We start from the raw sequence: 15,821 nt of genomic DNA, 5'->3' as shown, positions 1-15,821 counted from the left end.
TGAAATTATGCGGCCCCCATCCAAGACATTAGCATAACCAAAACCCTATGGAGAATTACAGTGTTGTTATCATCATTATGGCCATCATGATCGGCCTTTCCTCAATAGCCGATCACATCAAAATACCCTATCCGGTGTTGCTCATTACAGCCGGCATTGCCATTGGTTTTATTCCAGCACTGCCCGTAGTAGAGCTCAACCCGGACGTCGTTTTTCTCCTTTTCCTGCCGCCATTACTTTACGACGCTGCTTTTAATATCAATTTCCAGGATTTCAGGACCAATTTGAATACCATCAGCACGCTCGCCATTTCGCTCGTATTTATTACTGCGTCCGGCATTGCGGCTGTCGCTTACTATCTTATTCCGGGTATGACCTGGCCGCTGGCATTCGTATTGGGTTCTATACTATCGGCCACCGACGCGGTCGCGGCGATGAGTATTACCAAAGGGCTGGGGCTTTCGTCCAAAACCAATACCATTCTCGAAGGCGAAAGCCTTGTCAACGACGCCTCAGCGCTGGTGGCCTACCGGTTCTCGGTGGCGGCTGTGACAGGCTCGGCCTTTATATTCTGGAAAGCATCGGCAGAATTCGCGGTCTTGCTACTCGGCGGCGCGATCGTCGGACTAGTGATCGGGCGTATTCTAGGATTTATCATCATGCGCATTCATGATAATCCACAAGCAACCATCAGCATGATGCTCCTGATGCCGTTCGTTGCCTACCGGGTGGCGGAGGAACTGGAAGTATCAGGCGTGATTGCGGTAGTCATTCTCGGCCTGGGCATTGCCGATTTTAGCAAGAAAATATTCCCTGCACCGCTCAAACAGCAATCCAAAGCCATTTGGGAGATTATCATATTCCTGCTCAACGGACTCATATTTATATTGATAGGACTTCAATTCCCCTACGTGATCAAGAATATCAGCAACGACCAGTTCCTTCCCTACATCGGTTATGCGCTGATTATCACCATTATCGCGCTCGTCTTACGCATGGTGCGTGTGTTCTGGCAAAGGGCTAATCTCCAAAAAGGCTTCGAAAGCGGTCGAGGCAGGATCAACGAAAACGCCCTTCTGGATTTCAAAAACAGTCTCATCATCAGCTGGTCGGGCATGCGTGGCATTGTGTCGCTCGCCATTGCCATCGGTCTCCCAACACACCTCGCCGACGGCACACCGTTCCCCCTGCGACATGCGATCATCTTCATTTCCGTGGCGGTGGTGCTATTTACATTGCTCGGACAGGGGTTGACGCTGCCTTGGATTGTGAAACGGTTGGGAGATTAGACGTTTGATAATTCTATTTTTGCCAGTTGCAAGCTGAGATGATCGGTGTAACGCGGCGATTTATTTGTGGCTAAGTAAATGACGCTAACTTTTTTCCCTCATTCCTATTTCTTAACCTAGGTTAATGTTTCCGGCCATGCTCGGTTTTAGTTTTGTCCTATCAAATCAAGCACAACAACACGAAATGAATATTAGATCTCAAAACCTTTCAAGATCATGGAAACTCTGAATATCATCGACCCCGCCAACGACCCAGCTATTTTTGAAGATGTAAAAACGTTCCTCAATGCATTGAATTCTGGCGGTGGCACTCCGCTGGAACAGCTGTCACCCGCAGACGCGCGTAACGTACTCATAGGGGCGCAAAACTCGGTGGAAGTGGATTTGTCGGGCATCGAAACCACAGAAAAGACCATTACACAGGATGACATTACCGTTAAACTTGATATCGTTAAACCAGCCGGTGCTACCGAACAACTGCCGGTCTTCATTTTCGTCCATGGCGGTGGCTGGGTACTAGGCGACTTTCCTACCCACAAACGCATTGTCCGCGACCTTGTGGTTTACTCCGGTGCAGCGGCGGTATTTGTAAATTATACACCATCGCCGGAAGCACAGTATCCCGTGGCGATCAATGAGATATATGCGGCTACCAAATGGGTGGCCGAACATGGCGACGAAATCAATGTCGATGGCAGCAGGCTGGTGGTTGCCGGTAACAGCGTCGGTGGTAATATGGCGGCTGTGACGGCGCTGAAAGCGAAAGATAACAATGGCCCGGAAATCAAATTGCAGGTGCTGCTATGGCCGGTTGCGGATGCCAATTTTGAAACTGGTTCTTACAACCAGTTCGCCGAAGGCCGTTTTCTGACCAAAAACATGATGAAATGGTTCTGGGATAACTACACGACTGATCCCGAAGAAAGAAAACACCGCTACGCGTCACCGCTGCAAGCTACTACCGAACAGTTGCAAGACCTTCCTCCTGCCCTTGTTCAAACTGCTGAAAACGACGTCCTACGCGACGAAGGCGAAGCTTATGCACGCAAACTCGAGGCCGCAGGTGTAAAAACCACATTGACAAGATATCAGGGCCTGATCCACGATTACGGTTTGTTGAACCCGCTGGCCCAAGTACCTGCTGTACAGGGTGCATTGCTCCAAGCCGGAGCCGCTATCCGCGAGGCTTTGAAATAAGTTTTGACAACATTCTGCTGCACCAAACGGGTTATGCGAAAGTGTAACCCGTTTTTGCGTTAGCTCATTTCTATTGGCCACATGATCAATCATTTATAAATATTTGATAAAAAATAAGAGAAATTAAAGAATAAATCAGGCTTTTCAGGCGCTTTGTAGATAAGTAACCGGTGTAATTAGCCGCGCGCCTAACCCTTACAGTGATTTTATGACACGAAGACAAACAGGACTGATATCTGTTTTTTCCGGCTATCTGCTCCTTGCCATCACAGTGTACCGTTGGCAATTTTTCACACACTTTACCTGGACAATCTTCCTTTTTAAGGCACTGGTACCAATTGCTTTTCTTCTGCTTTTCTGGTCGATTGCACGCTTGTTCAAATGGCCGCTCTGGCCGGTGCTCGTTGTCCTGGCAGCCCTTGAAATGGCATCGTACTTTTATATCCGGCACGTGATCAATATCAATCGGATTGCCGACCGGCACGAAACGGGTGTGCTCAACAAATGGATTAATTACCGGGATGTGATCCAGTTCAATCGCCAATTCGCCAGCTATTCGCCTGATCTGGGATATGTGCTCCGGCCGAAAAGCGAGGGCGTGCATTCCAGCCTGGAATATAGCAATGCATTTAAAATCAACAGTTTTGGCGTGCGCGATGATGAAAATTCGCTCGATAACCCCAAAGTCGTGTTCCTTGGCGACTCGTTTACTATGGGCTGGGGTGTGGACCAGGATCAGACCTATGCAGATCTGACTGGCCGGCAACTGGGTGTGAAGAGCTTGAATGCGGGCATTTCCTCGTATGGTACCTATCGGGAAATGCTTCTTTTTTCTAAAATAAAAAGGGATTCCTGCAAGCTAATGATCCTGCAATACTGCGATAACGACCGCGAGGAAAACGAGGCACGCAACGAACCCAGTAATCAAGGACAAATGCTCACCCCGGAGAGTTTTGAAAATACGACCATTTTCAACCGCATCAACGAAACCTACTACCCGATGCGCTACACTTATTTTTTTGTTCGGGAAAAAGACCTTTTGAAACGGATATGGACAAGCCCGTCCGCGGTTTTAGAGGAAATGCAAGGTGCGTTGACTTCGTGGATCAACGGCAAACAACTCGCGGTAGTGACACCGCCCGATATTAAAACCCCTTCGGAAACGAAGGCCCATACCGAGTATTTTTTCAAATCACTGGCTAAGATCCGGCGGTTTTATCAGGGGAATATCATCGTGCTGCACCTCGACGGCCGTTATACCCGTCCGGAAATGATCAGCGCTTTTGAAGCAGAGGGTAAACGGACCGGTGACGCGCGATTGCTTTTCATGCACACCGATCGATTGCTTAAAGCACAGGACTATTATCCTATCGACGGTCATATCAAAGCTTCAGGTCATCATAAAATTTCGGACGCGTTGCTCGATATGATCCGCAAGGACAGCCTGCTTACGCGCTGATCCGCTGCGTGCGCTCGCCAAATATGCTGATGATCTCTTTGGTTTTACGCCGACTCACCACAGCCTTATTGCCACAGCGCATTTTAAGCGCGCGGCCGTCGTGGGCGCAACCGATTACATAATTCGAGTTTACCAGGAATGATTTATGGACGCGAATGAAATTATCGTCCAGCTTGCAAGCCAGGGATTTCAGTGTTTTGCAGATCAGGTATCTTGTGCCCGCACATGTATATACGTAGGTGTAATTGCCATCCCCTTCAAGCAAAGTGATCTGTTCGGCGTGAAGAGTAATGGTGCGGCCCATAAAATGCACGGAAATTTGCATTGGGTTAACGACCGCCTGCGGTGCCTTGGGCGAGGCGGATTCGATTGAGTTAAGCGCATTCATAATGTCGGGGGATAGAGCTGGATGAATAGAAATGATCGGTTTACGATTAATTTAACCACGAATAGTGCGTATAGTGAGAGCCAGGGTGGAAAGCATAGTGAGAAGGCTAAATGTTTTCATAATTAGTCATCAAGTTAAGTTGTGTAGTAGTGATTTGACGATTCAAAGCTAGCGTTTAGGAGATACTACATGCAATCCATTATACGTTAGGCCGGTTTGGCTTTGTTACCGGTGAAAGTGAGTCCAAATCTGGTAGAGAATTGCGGGTATTCGGTGCGAATTGGTTATGTTAGGGTTCTGGCCGGTCTATGCGGTCGGGCATATACGCATATGGCATTACTTCTCAACCTAACGGTCGTCCATATATATGAAAAGCAATCCTATCTACCTCATCCTCACAGTGGCTGCGCTCGCGGGCTGTAACAAACCCGGCGATCAGGCCAAGTCAGTTGAAAAACCGGTTCCCGTCCTAACCCAGCAAGCCCGGAACATTACCGCCAACAACCAGATCTCCGTCAGTGGAAATATCGAAGGTAACAAGACCGTCCGCCTGGGTTTTATGGTGGGTGGTAAAGTCAACTACATTGCCGCTGCGGAAGGCCAGTTGGTGAAGCAAGGGCAACTGCTATCCAGCCTGGATCCTGGGAATTATAGCATTGCCAAAGAGATAGCGGAGGTGCAAGTAGCTCAGATTCAGGACGAATACGACCGTCTGAAAGTCATGCACGACCGGCGGAGCCTGAGCGAAAGTGATTTTGCGAAAGTAGGTTTTGGTCTGCAACAGGCTCGCGCACAAGAGAAATTACACGCCAGGAACCTGTCCGATACCAGACTCATCGCGCCCATCAGTGGAGTAATGTTAAAAAAAATGGCGGAGGTCGGTGAGATCGTCGGCGTAGGTACGCCGCTGTTTGTGGTGTCCGACATCCGGACGGTCAAAGTCAATGCGTATATCCCGGAAAGTGAATTACATAATATTAAACTCGGGCAGCAAGCGAAAGTGCTTGTTTCGTCGCTCGGCGAGACATTTACCGGCAAAGTAACCGAGGTGGGTTCCGCTGCCAATCCGGCCTCCCGGGCGTTTACCATCAAAATTGTATTGAACAACCCGAAATTGCTGATCCGCCCCGGCATGATCGCCGAGGTGACCATGGCTTCCAACCAGTCGAAAAAAGCAATGGTGCTGCCTACCGAGGCTGTTTTACGCGACCTGGACAACCAGAGCTATGTTTTCGTGGCCGATACCGACCGAAAAATCGCATTGAAAAGAAAGGTCAGCCTTGGGCAACTGACCGAGAACCAGATCGAGATCACATCGGGTATCACCGAAAACGATCACGTGGTAACGGGCGGGCAGCACAAGCTCACCGACGGAACCACGATTTCCATCACTCAATAAGCCGCGCTATGAACTTCGTCAAATCATCCCTCAAATATCCGCAGGTCACGCTGTCGGTATTGTTGCTGGTGTTTGCAGTCGGCGTTTATTCGCTGCTCAATATGCCCCGGCGCGAAGATCCGAAAATCACCGTGCGGCAGGGCCTGGTCCTCGCCTATTTCCCCGGTGCTAACTCGGCCCAGGTGGAAGACCAGGTTACCAAGAAACTGGAACAATATCTCTTTCAATTCGAAGAAATCCGTAAGGACAAAACCTATTCCACATCGCAGGACGGCATGGTGGTCGTGAATGTGGAACTGGGGGAAAATGTAAAGAACCCCGATGTGTTTTGGAGCAAACTCCGGCACCAGCTGCTGGTGGCTAAACAGGTGGATTTTCCCAAAGGCGTCCGCGGCCCGATCGTCAACTCCGATTTTGGCGATACCGAGGCATTGGTGATTGGTATTGAAAGCAGCAAGGCCACTTATTCGCAATTAAAGGATTATACCCAAAAGCTTGAAGACGTGCTGCGAACGGTCAAATCGGTTTCGAAGATCAAACGCATTGGCGAGCAAAAGGAGCAGATCACGGTTACCTGCAGTTCCGAAAAACTGTCTCATTATAATGTAAAGCTATCGCAGGTCATACAGGTGTTGCAATCGCAGAATGTGATCAGTCCGACGGGCGATATCAAAACGGCAACGAGTCAGACGCCGCTTTACACTTCGGGTTACTATAACACCGAGAACGAGATTGCCAACCAGATCGTGGGCGCAACACAAACCGGAGAGCTGATCAGGCTTGGCGATATTGCCCGGGTGAAGCGAGAATATACCGAACCAACCAGCAAAACAACCGTGAATGGCAACAATGCCATGATGCTCGCCATTCAAATGCAGGAAGGGAACAACATCGTGAAATTCGGGGAAGAAGTGACCGCCAAACTGGCCGAAACCGAAAAGCGTTTGCCGGCCGACGTGAAACTGACGACAGTCGTAAACCAGCCGCATCTCGTAGATGAAAACATTACGCATTTTATCCGGGAGTTTTTTCTTGCCATTTTTTCGGTTGTGATCGTAGTAATATTGCTCCTGCCACTCCGCATTGCCGCCGTAGCAGCCATGGCGATCCCGATGACGATCGCTGTAACTTTCGCGTTGCTGAATGCATTTGGAATCGAGCTGCATCAGGTCTCACTCGCTGGATTGATCGTCGTGTTGGGAATGGTTGTGGACGACGCCATTGTGATCGCCGACAATTATGTAGAGTTGCTGGACGAGGGCGTCGAGCGCTGGACCGCCGCCTGGCGTAGCGCGACCGATCTGGTGATCCCGGTTTTGGCCGCTACTGTAACCATTATCGCTTCGTTTATGCCAATGGTAATCCTGACAGGTTCTGTGGGCGAGTTCATACATACGTTGCCCATCACAGTCACCATCGCATTGGCGGCATCCTTTATCGTGGCCATGATTTTGACCCCATTGCTTTGCTACACATTTATCAAAAAAGGTCTCCACGACCATAGCGCTCAGGAAACCGACAAGAAAAAACGCGTCACCTTGCTCGATCGCATGCAAAATGGTTATAACGCGGCGCTCGAATGGTGCGTAAGGCATTCGACGCTCACCATCAGCGTCAGTTTGATAACCATAGTGGTATCGCTTTTTGTATATCAGGGTATTAAACAAAAATTCTTCCCGGCCGCAGAACGTAATCAGTTTGTGATTGAACTATGGATGCCGACCGGCACCAAACTCGACCAAACCGGCCAGGCAATCCTGAAAGCCGAGCAGCTTGTCAAAGGCGACCCGCGCGTGACTTCCTACGCAACGTTCACGGGCACGAGCGCGCCAAGGTTCTATTACAACTTCTCTCCCGAAGTACCGGTTACCAATTACGCCCAGATCCTGATCAACACCACGGACGACAAACTCGCCGAGGAATTCGCGCACGAGCTCGAAGGCAAACTGGCGTCGCTCATCCCGGAAGGCTCGCCGGAAGTGAAGCTCATGCAACAGGGTTCGCCTTACAAGTCGCCGGTGGAGGTCCGCATTGTGGGGGACGACATTACCCGCCTGAAAGCCATCGGTACCCAGGTGCAGGATATTCTCAAAAATGCCACAGGCAGCGCAATGGTTAAGCCGGATTTCCGGGAGGACTATTACGGCATCAGCATTCAGCTCAAAGATGAGGCCAACAAGCTAGGGTTCACGACGGGCAGCATTTCGCAAATGGTTTACACCGGTTTTAACGGCGCACCGGTGTCGACAATGTACGAAGGTAACAACCCGCTCGATATCGTTTTCCGTCTCGACGAACAGAACCGTCAGTCGTCCGATAACCTGGAAAATATCTACCTAACCTCGCCGGTTACCGAGGCTAGCGTGCCGCTCCGCCAGATTGCCGACCTGAAACCGCAATGGCAGACCGGCAAGATCATGCACCGCAATGGCGTCCGCACGCTTACCATTCTGAGCGAAACCGAAGGCGACGTGCTTCCTGCTGACCTGGTGAAAGAAGTAAGCCCTAAAATTGCCGAGATACCCTTACCCGCCGGTTACCGCATTGAATACGGCGGCGAGCAGTTTAATAAGAACGAAACATTCAGCCAGATGATGGTGGTGCTGGCGATCAGCCTTGTACTTATTTTCTTCATTCTGCTATTCCAGTTCCGCAGCCTGAAAGAGGCCTTACTGGTGATGCTGACGATCCCGCTCAGCCTTTTCGGGGCGTTGATCGGCCTTTATATTACCCATAACAACTTCGGCTTTACGGCGTTTGTGGGGCTGATCAGTCTTTCGGGCATTGTGGTTCGGAATGCGATCATTCTGGTGGATCATACCAATGAACTGCTCGGCCACGGGATGGACATCCGCACCGCCGCCATCGAGTCGGGTAAGCGACGCCTACGTCCGATATTCCTCACAGCCATGGCTGCCGCCATCGGTGTGTTGCCGATGATTCTATCCGGCTCGCCGATGTGGAGCCCGCTCGCGAGCGTAATCGCCGTGGGGGTAATATGGTCGATGGTGATGGCATTGCTCACTGTGCCAGTGCTCTACATCGCGATGATTAAACCACACGACAAAAAAGACCTGATGGTAACCCCAGTTGCTGAACACCATGAAAACTAAGCTGTTTCTCCCTATACTCGCTCTTCTAGCGTCCCCGCTGGCGCATACACACGCGCAGCAGGCACAGTTGCTCACGCTCGACCAGGCTGTGGAGCTTGCATTGCAGAACAACCATTTACTGAATGTCAGGAAACTGCAAGTGGCGGAAAAGGAAGCTAAGGTAGCCGAAGACGCGATCAAACGTTTTCCGGTGGCGTCGGTCAGTTCTTCGTACCAATACAATGTCAATTTGGGCTCGCTCGTCATCGAACAGGGCTCGTTTGGCGCATTGCCACTGGGCGGGACGAGCATCGAACTGCCCAACGAGCAAAAGACTTTTCCTTTGGGTAAACACCACAATTTCAATGCAGGTGTAACGCTTTACCAGCCGATCACCCAACTCGGAAAAATCAAAACCGGCATTGAGGTGGCAAAAACGGATACTGAATTGGCGAGGCAGGAGCAGTCGAGGGCATCGTTGCAAATCCGGCAGGCGATCGAGAAACTGTATTATGGTTTGTTGATCACCCATAAGCAGGAAGAGGAAGCGACTGCCAAGATCCGTCTGGCGCAAATGCGGCTGTATGATGTGGAAAGCGCATTGCTATCAGGCAAAACCATCGACGTAAGCAAAGCCGGCCTGCAAGCGAATATTGCCGACGAGGAGCAAAATCTTCTCAAATTGCATATTCAAACGGAGGATTATATTGCTGACCTGAAACAACTGACGGGCATTCAAGCCGATAGCGTCGCTCTCACGCCGGTCCATGGCATTACAACGACCGCCGGCCCACTGGATGGTTATTTGTCCAATGCAGCCACAGGAAATACGGACATCAAAATCGCGAGCCTCACCGAGATTAAGGCAAAAAAAGCGATCCGTGCCGCGGAACAGAGCAGTTTACCCGACGTCGGCCTTGTAGCAGGTTACTCCTACCAGACCGGCAACCTGCTTTTCCCGAACAACAATCCATTTGTAGGCGCGCAATTCAAATGGAATATCCAGGACCTTGCCGCCAACAAGCACGTGATCCGGCAAAGGCATTTCCTGAGCGAGCAGGCGCGTGAGAACCTGATCAATACCCAAAACCAGGTCAAAAACGATGTTGCAAAAACCCACCGTAAACTCGCGCAGGCCACGGCGCTGATTGCCGTGGCAGAAAAAGCCGTGAAATACCGGACTGAGGAACTCAAAGTGCAAACCGACAAGCAGGCTTCCGGCCTGAACCTCGAAGCGGATATGCTCAGCACCCGATCATTGCTCGCCAAAGCCGAGGCCGATCTCCTCGCTGCACAGCTTAGTTACCGACTCGCACAGTCGGATTTGTTGCGGTTGGCCGGGGACTGATTTTAGTTATATTTTCTTGACTATTAGGTACTTATAAAATTTACAATAAAATCATATTGCAGCTTTACTTATTAACCGGGCAATGTCTACATTGTAACCATTACTCGACTTACACTTGCTATTATCCATCTGGCCATGAAAAAATTATTTATCATCCTATTTGCTGTATTGTCGTTTTTGGGATGCCGTAACGATAAAGACACGCCAGGACCGGGCGCAGAAGTGGAAGACAAAGACTGGCACATCCTCCGCTCGCCCGATAACCGCGAGATCCAGGCCGTTTATGGCGATATCGACGGCACGTTGCTCATCACAGACCGGCTCCGCATTTACTACACCCGAGACAAGGGCAAAACGTGGACACAAGCCGATTACAAAAACAGTATTGGCTTGTCGGGATTTGGGTCGCGCAACGACACGCTTTTTGTGATGGACACAGAAACCAGCAATAGCAGCGACCCGGGCAATCGTTACGCGATCCGTCCTTATTATTTCAGCGTTGATGGAGGCACACATTGGGAAGAGCTTGCCTTGCGCTGGACGATGCCTGACATGAAAGTTTCGCTCAATTATGCAAATTCCGGTAATGGCATCCGTTTTAGCATCGACCGCGTTTATCATTCCAGCGGCATTGTAGAGGACATCGGCCTCAAAACCGAAAACGGCCGCAAGATCAGCCTGCCGCAACGTCATGCGCTGACGAACGTTTACTTCGATCAAAAATCAAGATTGTATGTGGCTGCTTCGGCGCCGCTTTGCGACAGGAATGGATACCTTACCCTGTGCGACGACAAAGACGTCCGCGGCACTTTGTATATTTCCAAAAAGGCAATGGATTATTAAATTCATCCATCGTCAATAAAGAAGAGCACCGCAAACCCGCCGAAACTAATCCTTTGGCAATGGTCCATGGTGCGCCTTCGGACATTTAACGCACTACATGCCTCGCAAAACCCGCCGAAGCGGTGTCGGCAACATTTCCGTCAGTCTTTTTGTAAATGAGGTAAGCATCCATTTCGGGGTGTTTTTTGAGTATTTCAAATGCCCCGTTGACGCCTGCTGCCAGTAACGCGTTATCGAAACCATCGGCTGTGATCGCGTCGGGCGCTACTACGGTTGCGCTGATGATCTCGCGCTGCACAGGAAAACCGCTTTTTGGATTAATAATATGTGAAAGCCGCAAGCCGCCTGATTGGCGGAATTTGCGGTAACTGCCCGAGGTCGTCACGGCCCCGTCGCCAATGCTGATAACCTCGCGGATCACGGGCGTGTCGAACTCGGTGGCCGAGGGCGTTTCGATCCCGATCGACATTTTTTCCTTGCCGGGGTACTTTCGACCCTTCGTCCTGATTTCCCCTCCCACCTCGACAAGGTAGTTACTTACGCCACGCACTTCCAGAAAGTCGGCAACAATATCGACGGAATAACCCTGTGCAATGCCGTTTACATCTATTTGGATACAGGGATTCGATTTGACCAGGCTATTCCCGCTGGTCTGCAAATTCACTGAACCCACACAGGGCAAAATTCGCCGGATGGCAGCGCTGTCGGGAAGCCCATCTTCGTCTTTGGTACCAAAGCCCCAAGCATTAACAAGCGGGTACACGGTAATATCAAACAACCCACCTGTTTGCTTATAAATCTGCATCGACCGCTCAACAACGCGGCTGAGATGCAAATCCATTTCAACACCTTCCCGCGATGCATTGAAAGTATTGATCAACGAGCCGGGCTGATAAATGGACAATGACGCGTCGAGGCTTTTAAAAATGCTATCGGTTTGTGTTTGCGAAACGGCCTCCCGTTCGGCATAATAGGTGACGGCGTAAGTAGTCCCCTGCGCCCGACCGTTGATCCGGAAGGTTTTCAGGGCACCACCGGGCCGTGATGCAATATTAAAAAGGCATATTGCTAATGCGGCAAGCCATGTGGAATATGCCTTTTGTTTCATCATGCGGAATATTCAGGTTTCCAGTATTGTACTTTTTCCGTATCGGCGGCCGCATTGCCCATATGGATCGCAATGGAGCCATCGCGGCCGGTTTCGACGTTCGAAGTCGGCTCTTTTTTATTTTTTACGCATTCAGCAAAGTCTTTCAGCGCGAAAACCGTCGGTTCGAGTTCGGCTTCTCCCGGCTTGCCAAATTTTACCTCGACACCTTTTCCCTGAGTCGTAACAGCAATGGTTGCCCCGGTAACGCCGTCTACCACGCCTTTGGCATTGTTGGTACTTTCAGGATAAATAAATGCCTTGTCACGAAGGATCTCGACTGTCGCTTTATCGCCCAGAATGCGGATGCTGTATCCATTATACGCGTTGGAAAGCACAGAAGTTACGCTCGCCTTTACGCCGTTAGGATATTCGTACACCGTGCGGATGTTGTCGTAAGTATCGCGGCCATCTTTCCAATAGTTGATGCCTCCCAAGCCCACCACTTTCACGGGACGGCTGTCTGTCAAGTAATTGACGACATCGATCTCATGCGCACAAAGCTCCGACAACGGGCCACCGCAATATTCGCGGTACATACGCCAGTTGATTGCCCGCTCCATTTTCGGGTCCTTTACCGGGAAACGCCAATTGGAATTGCGGTTGTACTGGCATTCGAAATGGGTGATCTTACCCAGCCAGTTTTCTTTCATGATTTCCTTCACCCGGTGGTACAAACCATAGTAGCGATACTGGTAGCCAACCTGAAACACGAGGCCCGAGGCCTTTACTTTCTTCACGAGATCAATCGCCTGCGTAATATCGTAGGTCATTGATTTTTCGAGGTAAATGTGCTTTCCGGCTTGCAATGCGGCTACGGCCATGGGATAATGCAGGTATAAAGGCGTGGCGATCACGACGGCGTCTATTGACTTGTCGTCGAGCAGCTTGCGGTAATCGGTGTAACCTTTGGCGTTCGCCGAGGCCAAACTTAACCCTTTTTGCAGGTTTTCCGGAATAATGTCACAACAAGCGACCAGGTCGTAATCCGTTATTTCCCGAATCAGCGTCGCCAGGCCCGCACCGCGCGAGCCTGTTCCGATAATGCCGAGGCGGATCTTGTCGGCCGGACGGACGGTTACGGCGAATGCCGGTGTAAAAGCGGCCGACAGACCAGCACCTGCCACAGCAGCAAGGCCTGTTGTGATAAAGTCTCTTCTGGATGTAGGTGGTTGGATCATGGGTCAGAATAGGTTAAGGAATATTTACGGGCACGTGCCCGTAAATGTAGATAATTTTAGTTGGATTGAAAATGAATCTAATAGAGAAAAAATCATGAATTTGATCTAGGTCCGCAAATGCAATGTTGCATGTCTCTTACCAACTTATCTCCCAGGTTTTTCAGGAAAATAAACCCGCACATCGGGGTGCATGGTGTAAAAGCGGTATTGCTTGCCGTCGAATACCGGGAAACCGCTCGACGAGTCGCTGCCTAAGATGGGGTTGCCTTCGTATTTTTTCCAATGAACGAGGTCTTTGGAAACGGCCACGTTCATTGTCCATTCGCGCCAGTCTTTGAATGCAGATGCGTGGTAATAGGCATAATAAAGGCCTTTATGCAGGATCACCTTGTTGAATGCGACGGCAAATGCGTCGTATTTTTCCGGACCGGCGTCGAGGACTGGCTCGTCCTGCACGTTCGTCCATATTTTCAGGTCCTTACTGGTTGCCAACCACACAGCCGCGTCGTTTCGTTCGTAAAACAGATACCAGATGCCCTTTTCTTTCCAAATAGTGGGCGTGCCGTAAGGGCCTTCGCTCATGGGCGAGCCGTCTTTAAGCCGGATATTGATGGCACCCTGGTCCTTCCAGTTAATACGGTCGGTGGACGTGAGCAAATGCGCGATGTCGTCCTTGCCTTCGGCAAACATGTAATAAGTATTACCGTCTTTCAACACACACATATCTTCCACCCATAATGTTGTATGAATAGGGTTTTTCGCATAGCGTGTCCATTTCAGGCCATCCTCGGAAGTAGCGAGGCCCAGGTATTTGATATCGTCGCCGGTGGCTTTGGTGTAGCCGGTGTACCACATGTAATATTTATTACCCTCGCGGAGAATGTAGCCACGTTCGCGGATCTTTTCGTCCCAGGTTTTCGAATCGCCCGTGCCTTCGAACAGCGGGTTACCTGCATAAGCCTTGAATTTGATAATTTCGGCGGGGAATTCTTCCGCTATCGGCGGGTGTAGGGCCAGCAGCAGCGAGGCACCAAGTAAACCGGATAATGCAAACAGGGCAATGCGTTTCATGGGAATGTTGGTCGGGAGTTGTCAGGTGGTCGCCAGAGGTCGTTAGCGGCGCTCGGTTATGTTTGTCGGGATTCGTTCGAGGATGCGGTTGGTCTTTCCTTTTTGTTTGATCAAATCAAATGCGTCGTATAGTTCACCGGTAGCGGTATAAGTATCAAATGAAAGCTTCTCGCCCTGCACATTTACTACATGAAAAAGTTGGGTGTAAATCGCCGAACGGTCCATCCAGGCTGCGCGCTCGATATTTGAATCGGTCATTTTCGGGCCGCTCACCGACACTACATACATCGTCCCTGACTGCGCACCTTTTTCCTTCATCGGAATATGGGCCATGCCACGGGCGTAGGTGTGGTCATGCCCCTGCAATACAAGATCTACTTTGTACTGATCGAACAATGGTTTGAAAGTCTCGCGCATGCGGATATTGTCGCGAGTGGTTTTGGGTGAAAAAATCGGATGATGGAAAGTGATCACCGTCCATTTATTCGGGTTGATCTGCAAGATTCCTTCCAGCCATTCTTTCTGGACCTGCGTCCATTTTTCCGAAACATCCACCTGGTCTGAGTTTAACGAAATGAACCTCACACCCTGAATATCCGAATAATAGCAGGTTTCTTCTAGGCCTTTCGGGCCATTTTCGGGCAATGTAAACTGAGGCCGCCAGAATACGGACGTCGTATTGATGCCCTCCGGCGTGTCGAAATGGTCGTGATTACCGGGCGTCGGGAATGCGGGGATCATGGAATGAATAAAACTACCGCCCCGAAACCAGTCCCCCCACTCCACATCACGGTTGGCCTTGTTGATAAGATCGCCCGCGTAAATGGCCAGGCGCGCATCGGGCGCCTTTGCGTATGCCTCGCGCGCCACGCGCGACCACAGCGACGAGATATTTACTTGTACATCACCATAATAAATGAACGACAGCTTCTGATCGCGTGTACCCGCCGTTGTAAAGTGGATCCATTCGCTCCATCCCGGCTCCGCGCCTACGCGGTACGCGTATTTGGTACCGGGTTGCAGCTTTTCGAAGATCACCGAGTGGTAATTCGCGGTCGGCGTGTCCTCCCAAATCAGTTTCTCGGTTTTGGCTTTGAACCGTTTGGCCTTCGAGACAAACCTCGGATCGGCCTCTGCGACCGCGATTTCTGCAAAACTTTCCGATGCGGCTCCGGCAGTCCGCCAGTTGACCGCCATTGAAGTCGATGGATCGACTGTAACGTTAAGCACAATGCGGTCGGGCGTGACTGTGGGGGCATATAATTCGGTATTTTGGGCCGAAACCGTAAAAGCCCACACAGCGGATACGCTTGTTGAGATAATTTTTGAAATACTTTTTCTTAAATACATGCATTAAAACGGCCGCAGCCAAATGGTTACCAGGCCCCGACAACCTTTCAGCAGTCC

12 protein-coding genes are annotated in these 15,821 nt (G+C 50.4%); 7 read left to right on the top strand and 5 right to left on the bottom strand.

What is annotated here, in order from left to right; all coding sequences use genetic code 11:
- The first annotated feature begins 47 nt into the window (after nucleotides 1–47).
- The 3 genes from LZD49_RS28215 to LZD49_RS28205 all read left to right on the top strand — a co-directional run bounded on the left by LZD49_RS28215 (nucleotide 48) and on the right by LZD49_RS28205 (nucleotide 3,945).
- Nucleotides 48–1,289: a Na+/H+ antiporter gene (locus LZD49_RS28215; protein ID WP_234671206.1), complete on the top strand. Its 1,242-nt coding sequence runs from the start codon at nucleotides 48–50 to the stop codon at nucleotides 1,287–1,289.
- Nucleotides 1,290–1,505: 216 nt separating this feature from the next.
- Complete coding sequence (locus LZD49_RS28210) at nucleotides 1,506–2,486, top strand: alpha/beta hydrolase (protein WP_234671205.1); 981 nt, start codon at nucleotides 1,506–1,508, stop codon at nucleotides 2,484–2,486.
- A gap of 208 nt (nucleotides 2,487–2,694) precedes the next feature.
- On the top strand, nucleotides 2,695–3,945 hold the full coding sequence (locus tag LZD49_RS28205) for a hypothetical protein (protein ID WP_234671204.1): 1,251 nt from the start codon (nucleotides 2,695–2,697) through the stop codon (nucleotides 3,943–3,945).
- Here the strand turns inward: LZD49_RS28205 and LZD49_RS28200 are convergent.
- The gene (locus LZD49_RS28200) at nucleotides 3,935–4,333 is read right to left on the bottom strand and encodes a LytTR family DNA-binding domain-containing protein (protein ID WP_234671203.1); all 399 of its coding nucleotides are present in this window, start codon (nucleotides 4,331–4,333) and stop codon (nucleotides 3,935–3,937) included. The genes LZD49_RS28205 and LZD49_RS28200 overlap by 11 nt on opposite strands.
- 367 nt (nucleotides 4,334–4,700) lie before the next feature.
- Between LZD49_RS28200 and LZD49_RS28195 the strand changes: the two genes are divergently transcribed.
- From LZD49_RS28195 to LZD49_RS28180, 4 genes are all read left to right on the top strand, one after another.
- Nucleotides 4,701–5,732, top strand: a complete 1,032-nt coding sequence (locus tag LZD49_RS28195; protein WP_234671201.1) for an efflux RND transporter periplasmic adaptor subunit — start codon at nucleotides 4,701–4,703, stop codon at nucleotides 5,730–5,732.
- A gap of 8 nt (nucleotides 5,733–5,740) precedes the next feature.
- Nucleotides 5,741–8,845 (top strand): efflux RND transporter permease subunit, encoded by a 3,105-nt coding sequence (locus LZD49_RS28190; RefSeq protein ID WP_234671200.1) that lies wholly within the window; start codon nucleotides 5,741–5,743, stop codon nucleotides 8,843–8,845.
- The gene (locus tag LZD49_RS28185; RefSeq protein WP_234671198.1) at nucleotides 8,835–10,172 is read left to right on the top strand and encodes a TolC family protein; all 1,338 of its coding nucleotides are present in this window, start codon (nucleotides 8,835–8,837) and stop codon (nucleotides 10,170–10,172) included. Before LZD49_RS28190 ends, LZD49_RS28185 begins: the two co-directional genes overlap by 11 nt.
- Before the next feature lie 135 nt (nucleotides 10,173–10,307).
- Nucleotides 10,308–11,015 (top strand): sialidase family protein, encoded by a 708-nt coding sequence (locus LZD49_RS28180; protein WP_234671195.1) that lies wholly within the window; start codon nucleotides 10,308–10,310, stop codon nucleotides 11,013–11,015.
- A gap of 85 nt (nucleotides 11,016–11,100) precedes the next feature.
- Here LZD49_RS28180 and LZD49_RS28175 read toward each other — a convergent pair whose 3' ends face one another.
- From LZD49_RS28175 to LZD49_RS28160, 4 genes are all read right to left on the bottom strand, one after another.
- The gene (locus tag LZD49_RS28175; protein ID WP_234671193.1) at nucleotides 11,101–12,126 is read right to left on the bottom strand and encodes an FAD:protein FMN transferase; all 1,026 of its coding nucleotides are present in this window, start codon (nucleotides 12,124–12,126) and stop codon (nucleotides 11,101–11,103) included.
- Entirely contained in the window at nucleotides 12,123–13,343 is a 1,221-nt protein-coding gene (locus LZD49_RS28170) for a Gfo/Idh/MocA family protein (RefSeq protein ID WP_234671192.1), read from the bottom strand. The genes LZD49_RS28175 and LZD49_RS28170 overlap by 4 nt, the downstream gene beginning before the upstream one ends.
- A gap of 144 nt (nucleotides 13,344–13,487) precedes the next feature.
- Nucleotides 13,488–14,414 carry a glycosylase gene (locus LZD49_RS28165; protein ID WP_234671189.1) on the bottom strand — a complete coding sequence of 309 codons (927 nt, stop codon included), beginning with the start codon at nucleotides 14,412–14,414 and terminating at the stop codon, nucleotides 13,488–13,490.
- 42 nt (nucleotides 14,415–14,456) lie between these two features.
- Nucleotides 14,457–15,764: a metallophosphoesterase family protein gene (locus tag LZD49_RS28160; RefSeq protein ID WP_234671188.1), complete on the bottom strand. Its 1,308-nt coding sequence runs from the start codon at nucleotides 15,762–15,764 to the stop codon at nucleotides 14,457–14,459.
- Nucleotides 15,765–15,821: the final 57 nt, after the last annotated feature.

This window comes from Dyadobacter sp. CY261, from assembly GCF_021440085.1.
In the GTDB taxonomy this organism is placed as follows: Bacteria; Bacteroidota; Bacteroidia; order Cytophagales; family Spirosomataceae; genus Dyadobacter.
Note: the sequence above shows the minus strand (reverse complement) of the source record. Positions and strands in the feature narration are given on the sequence as shown.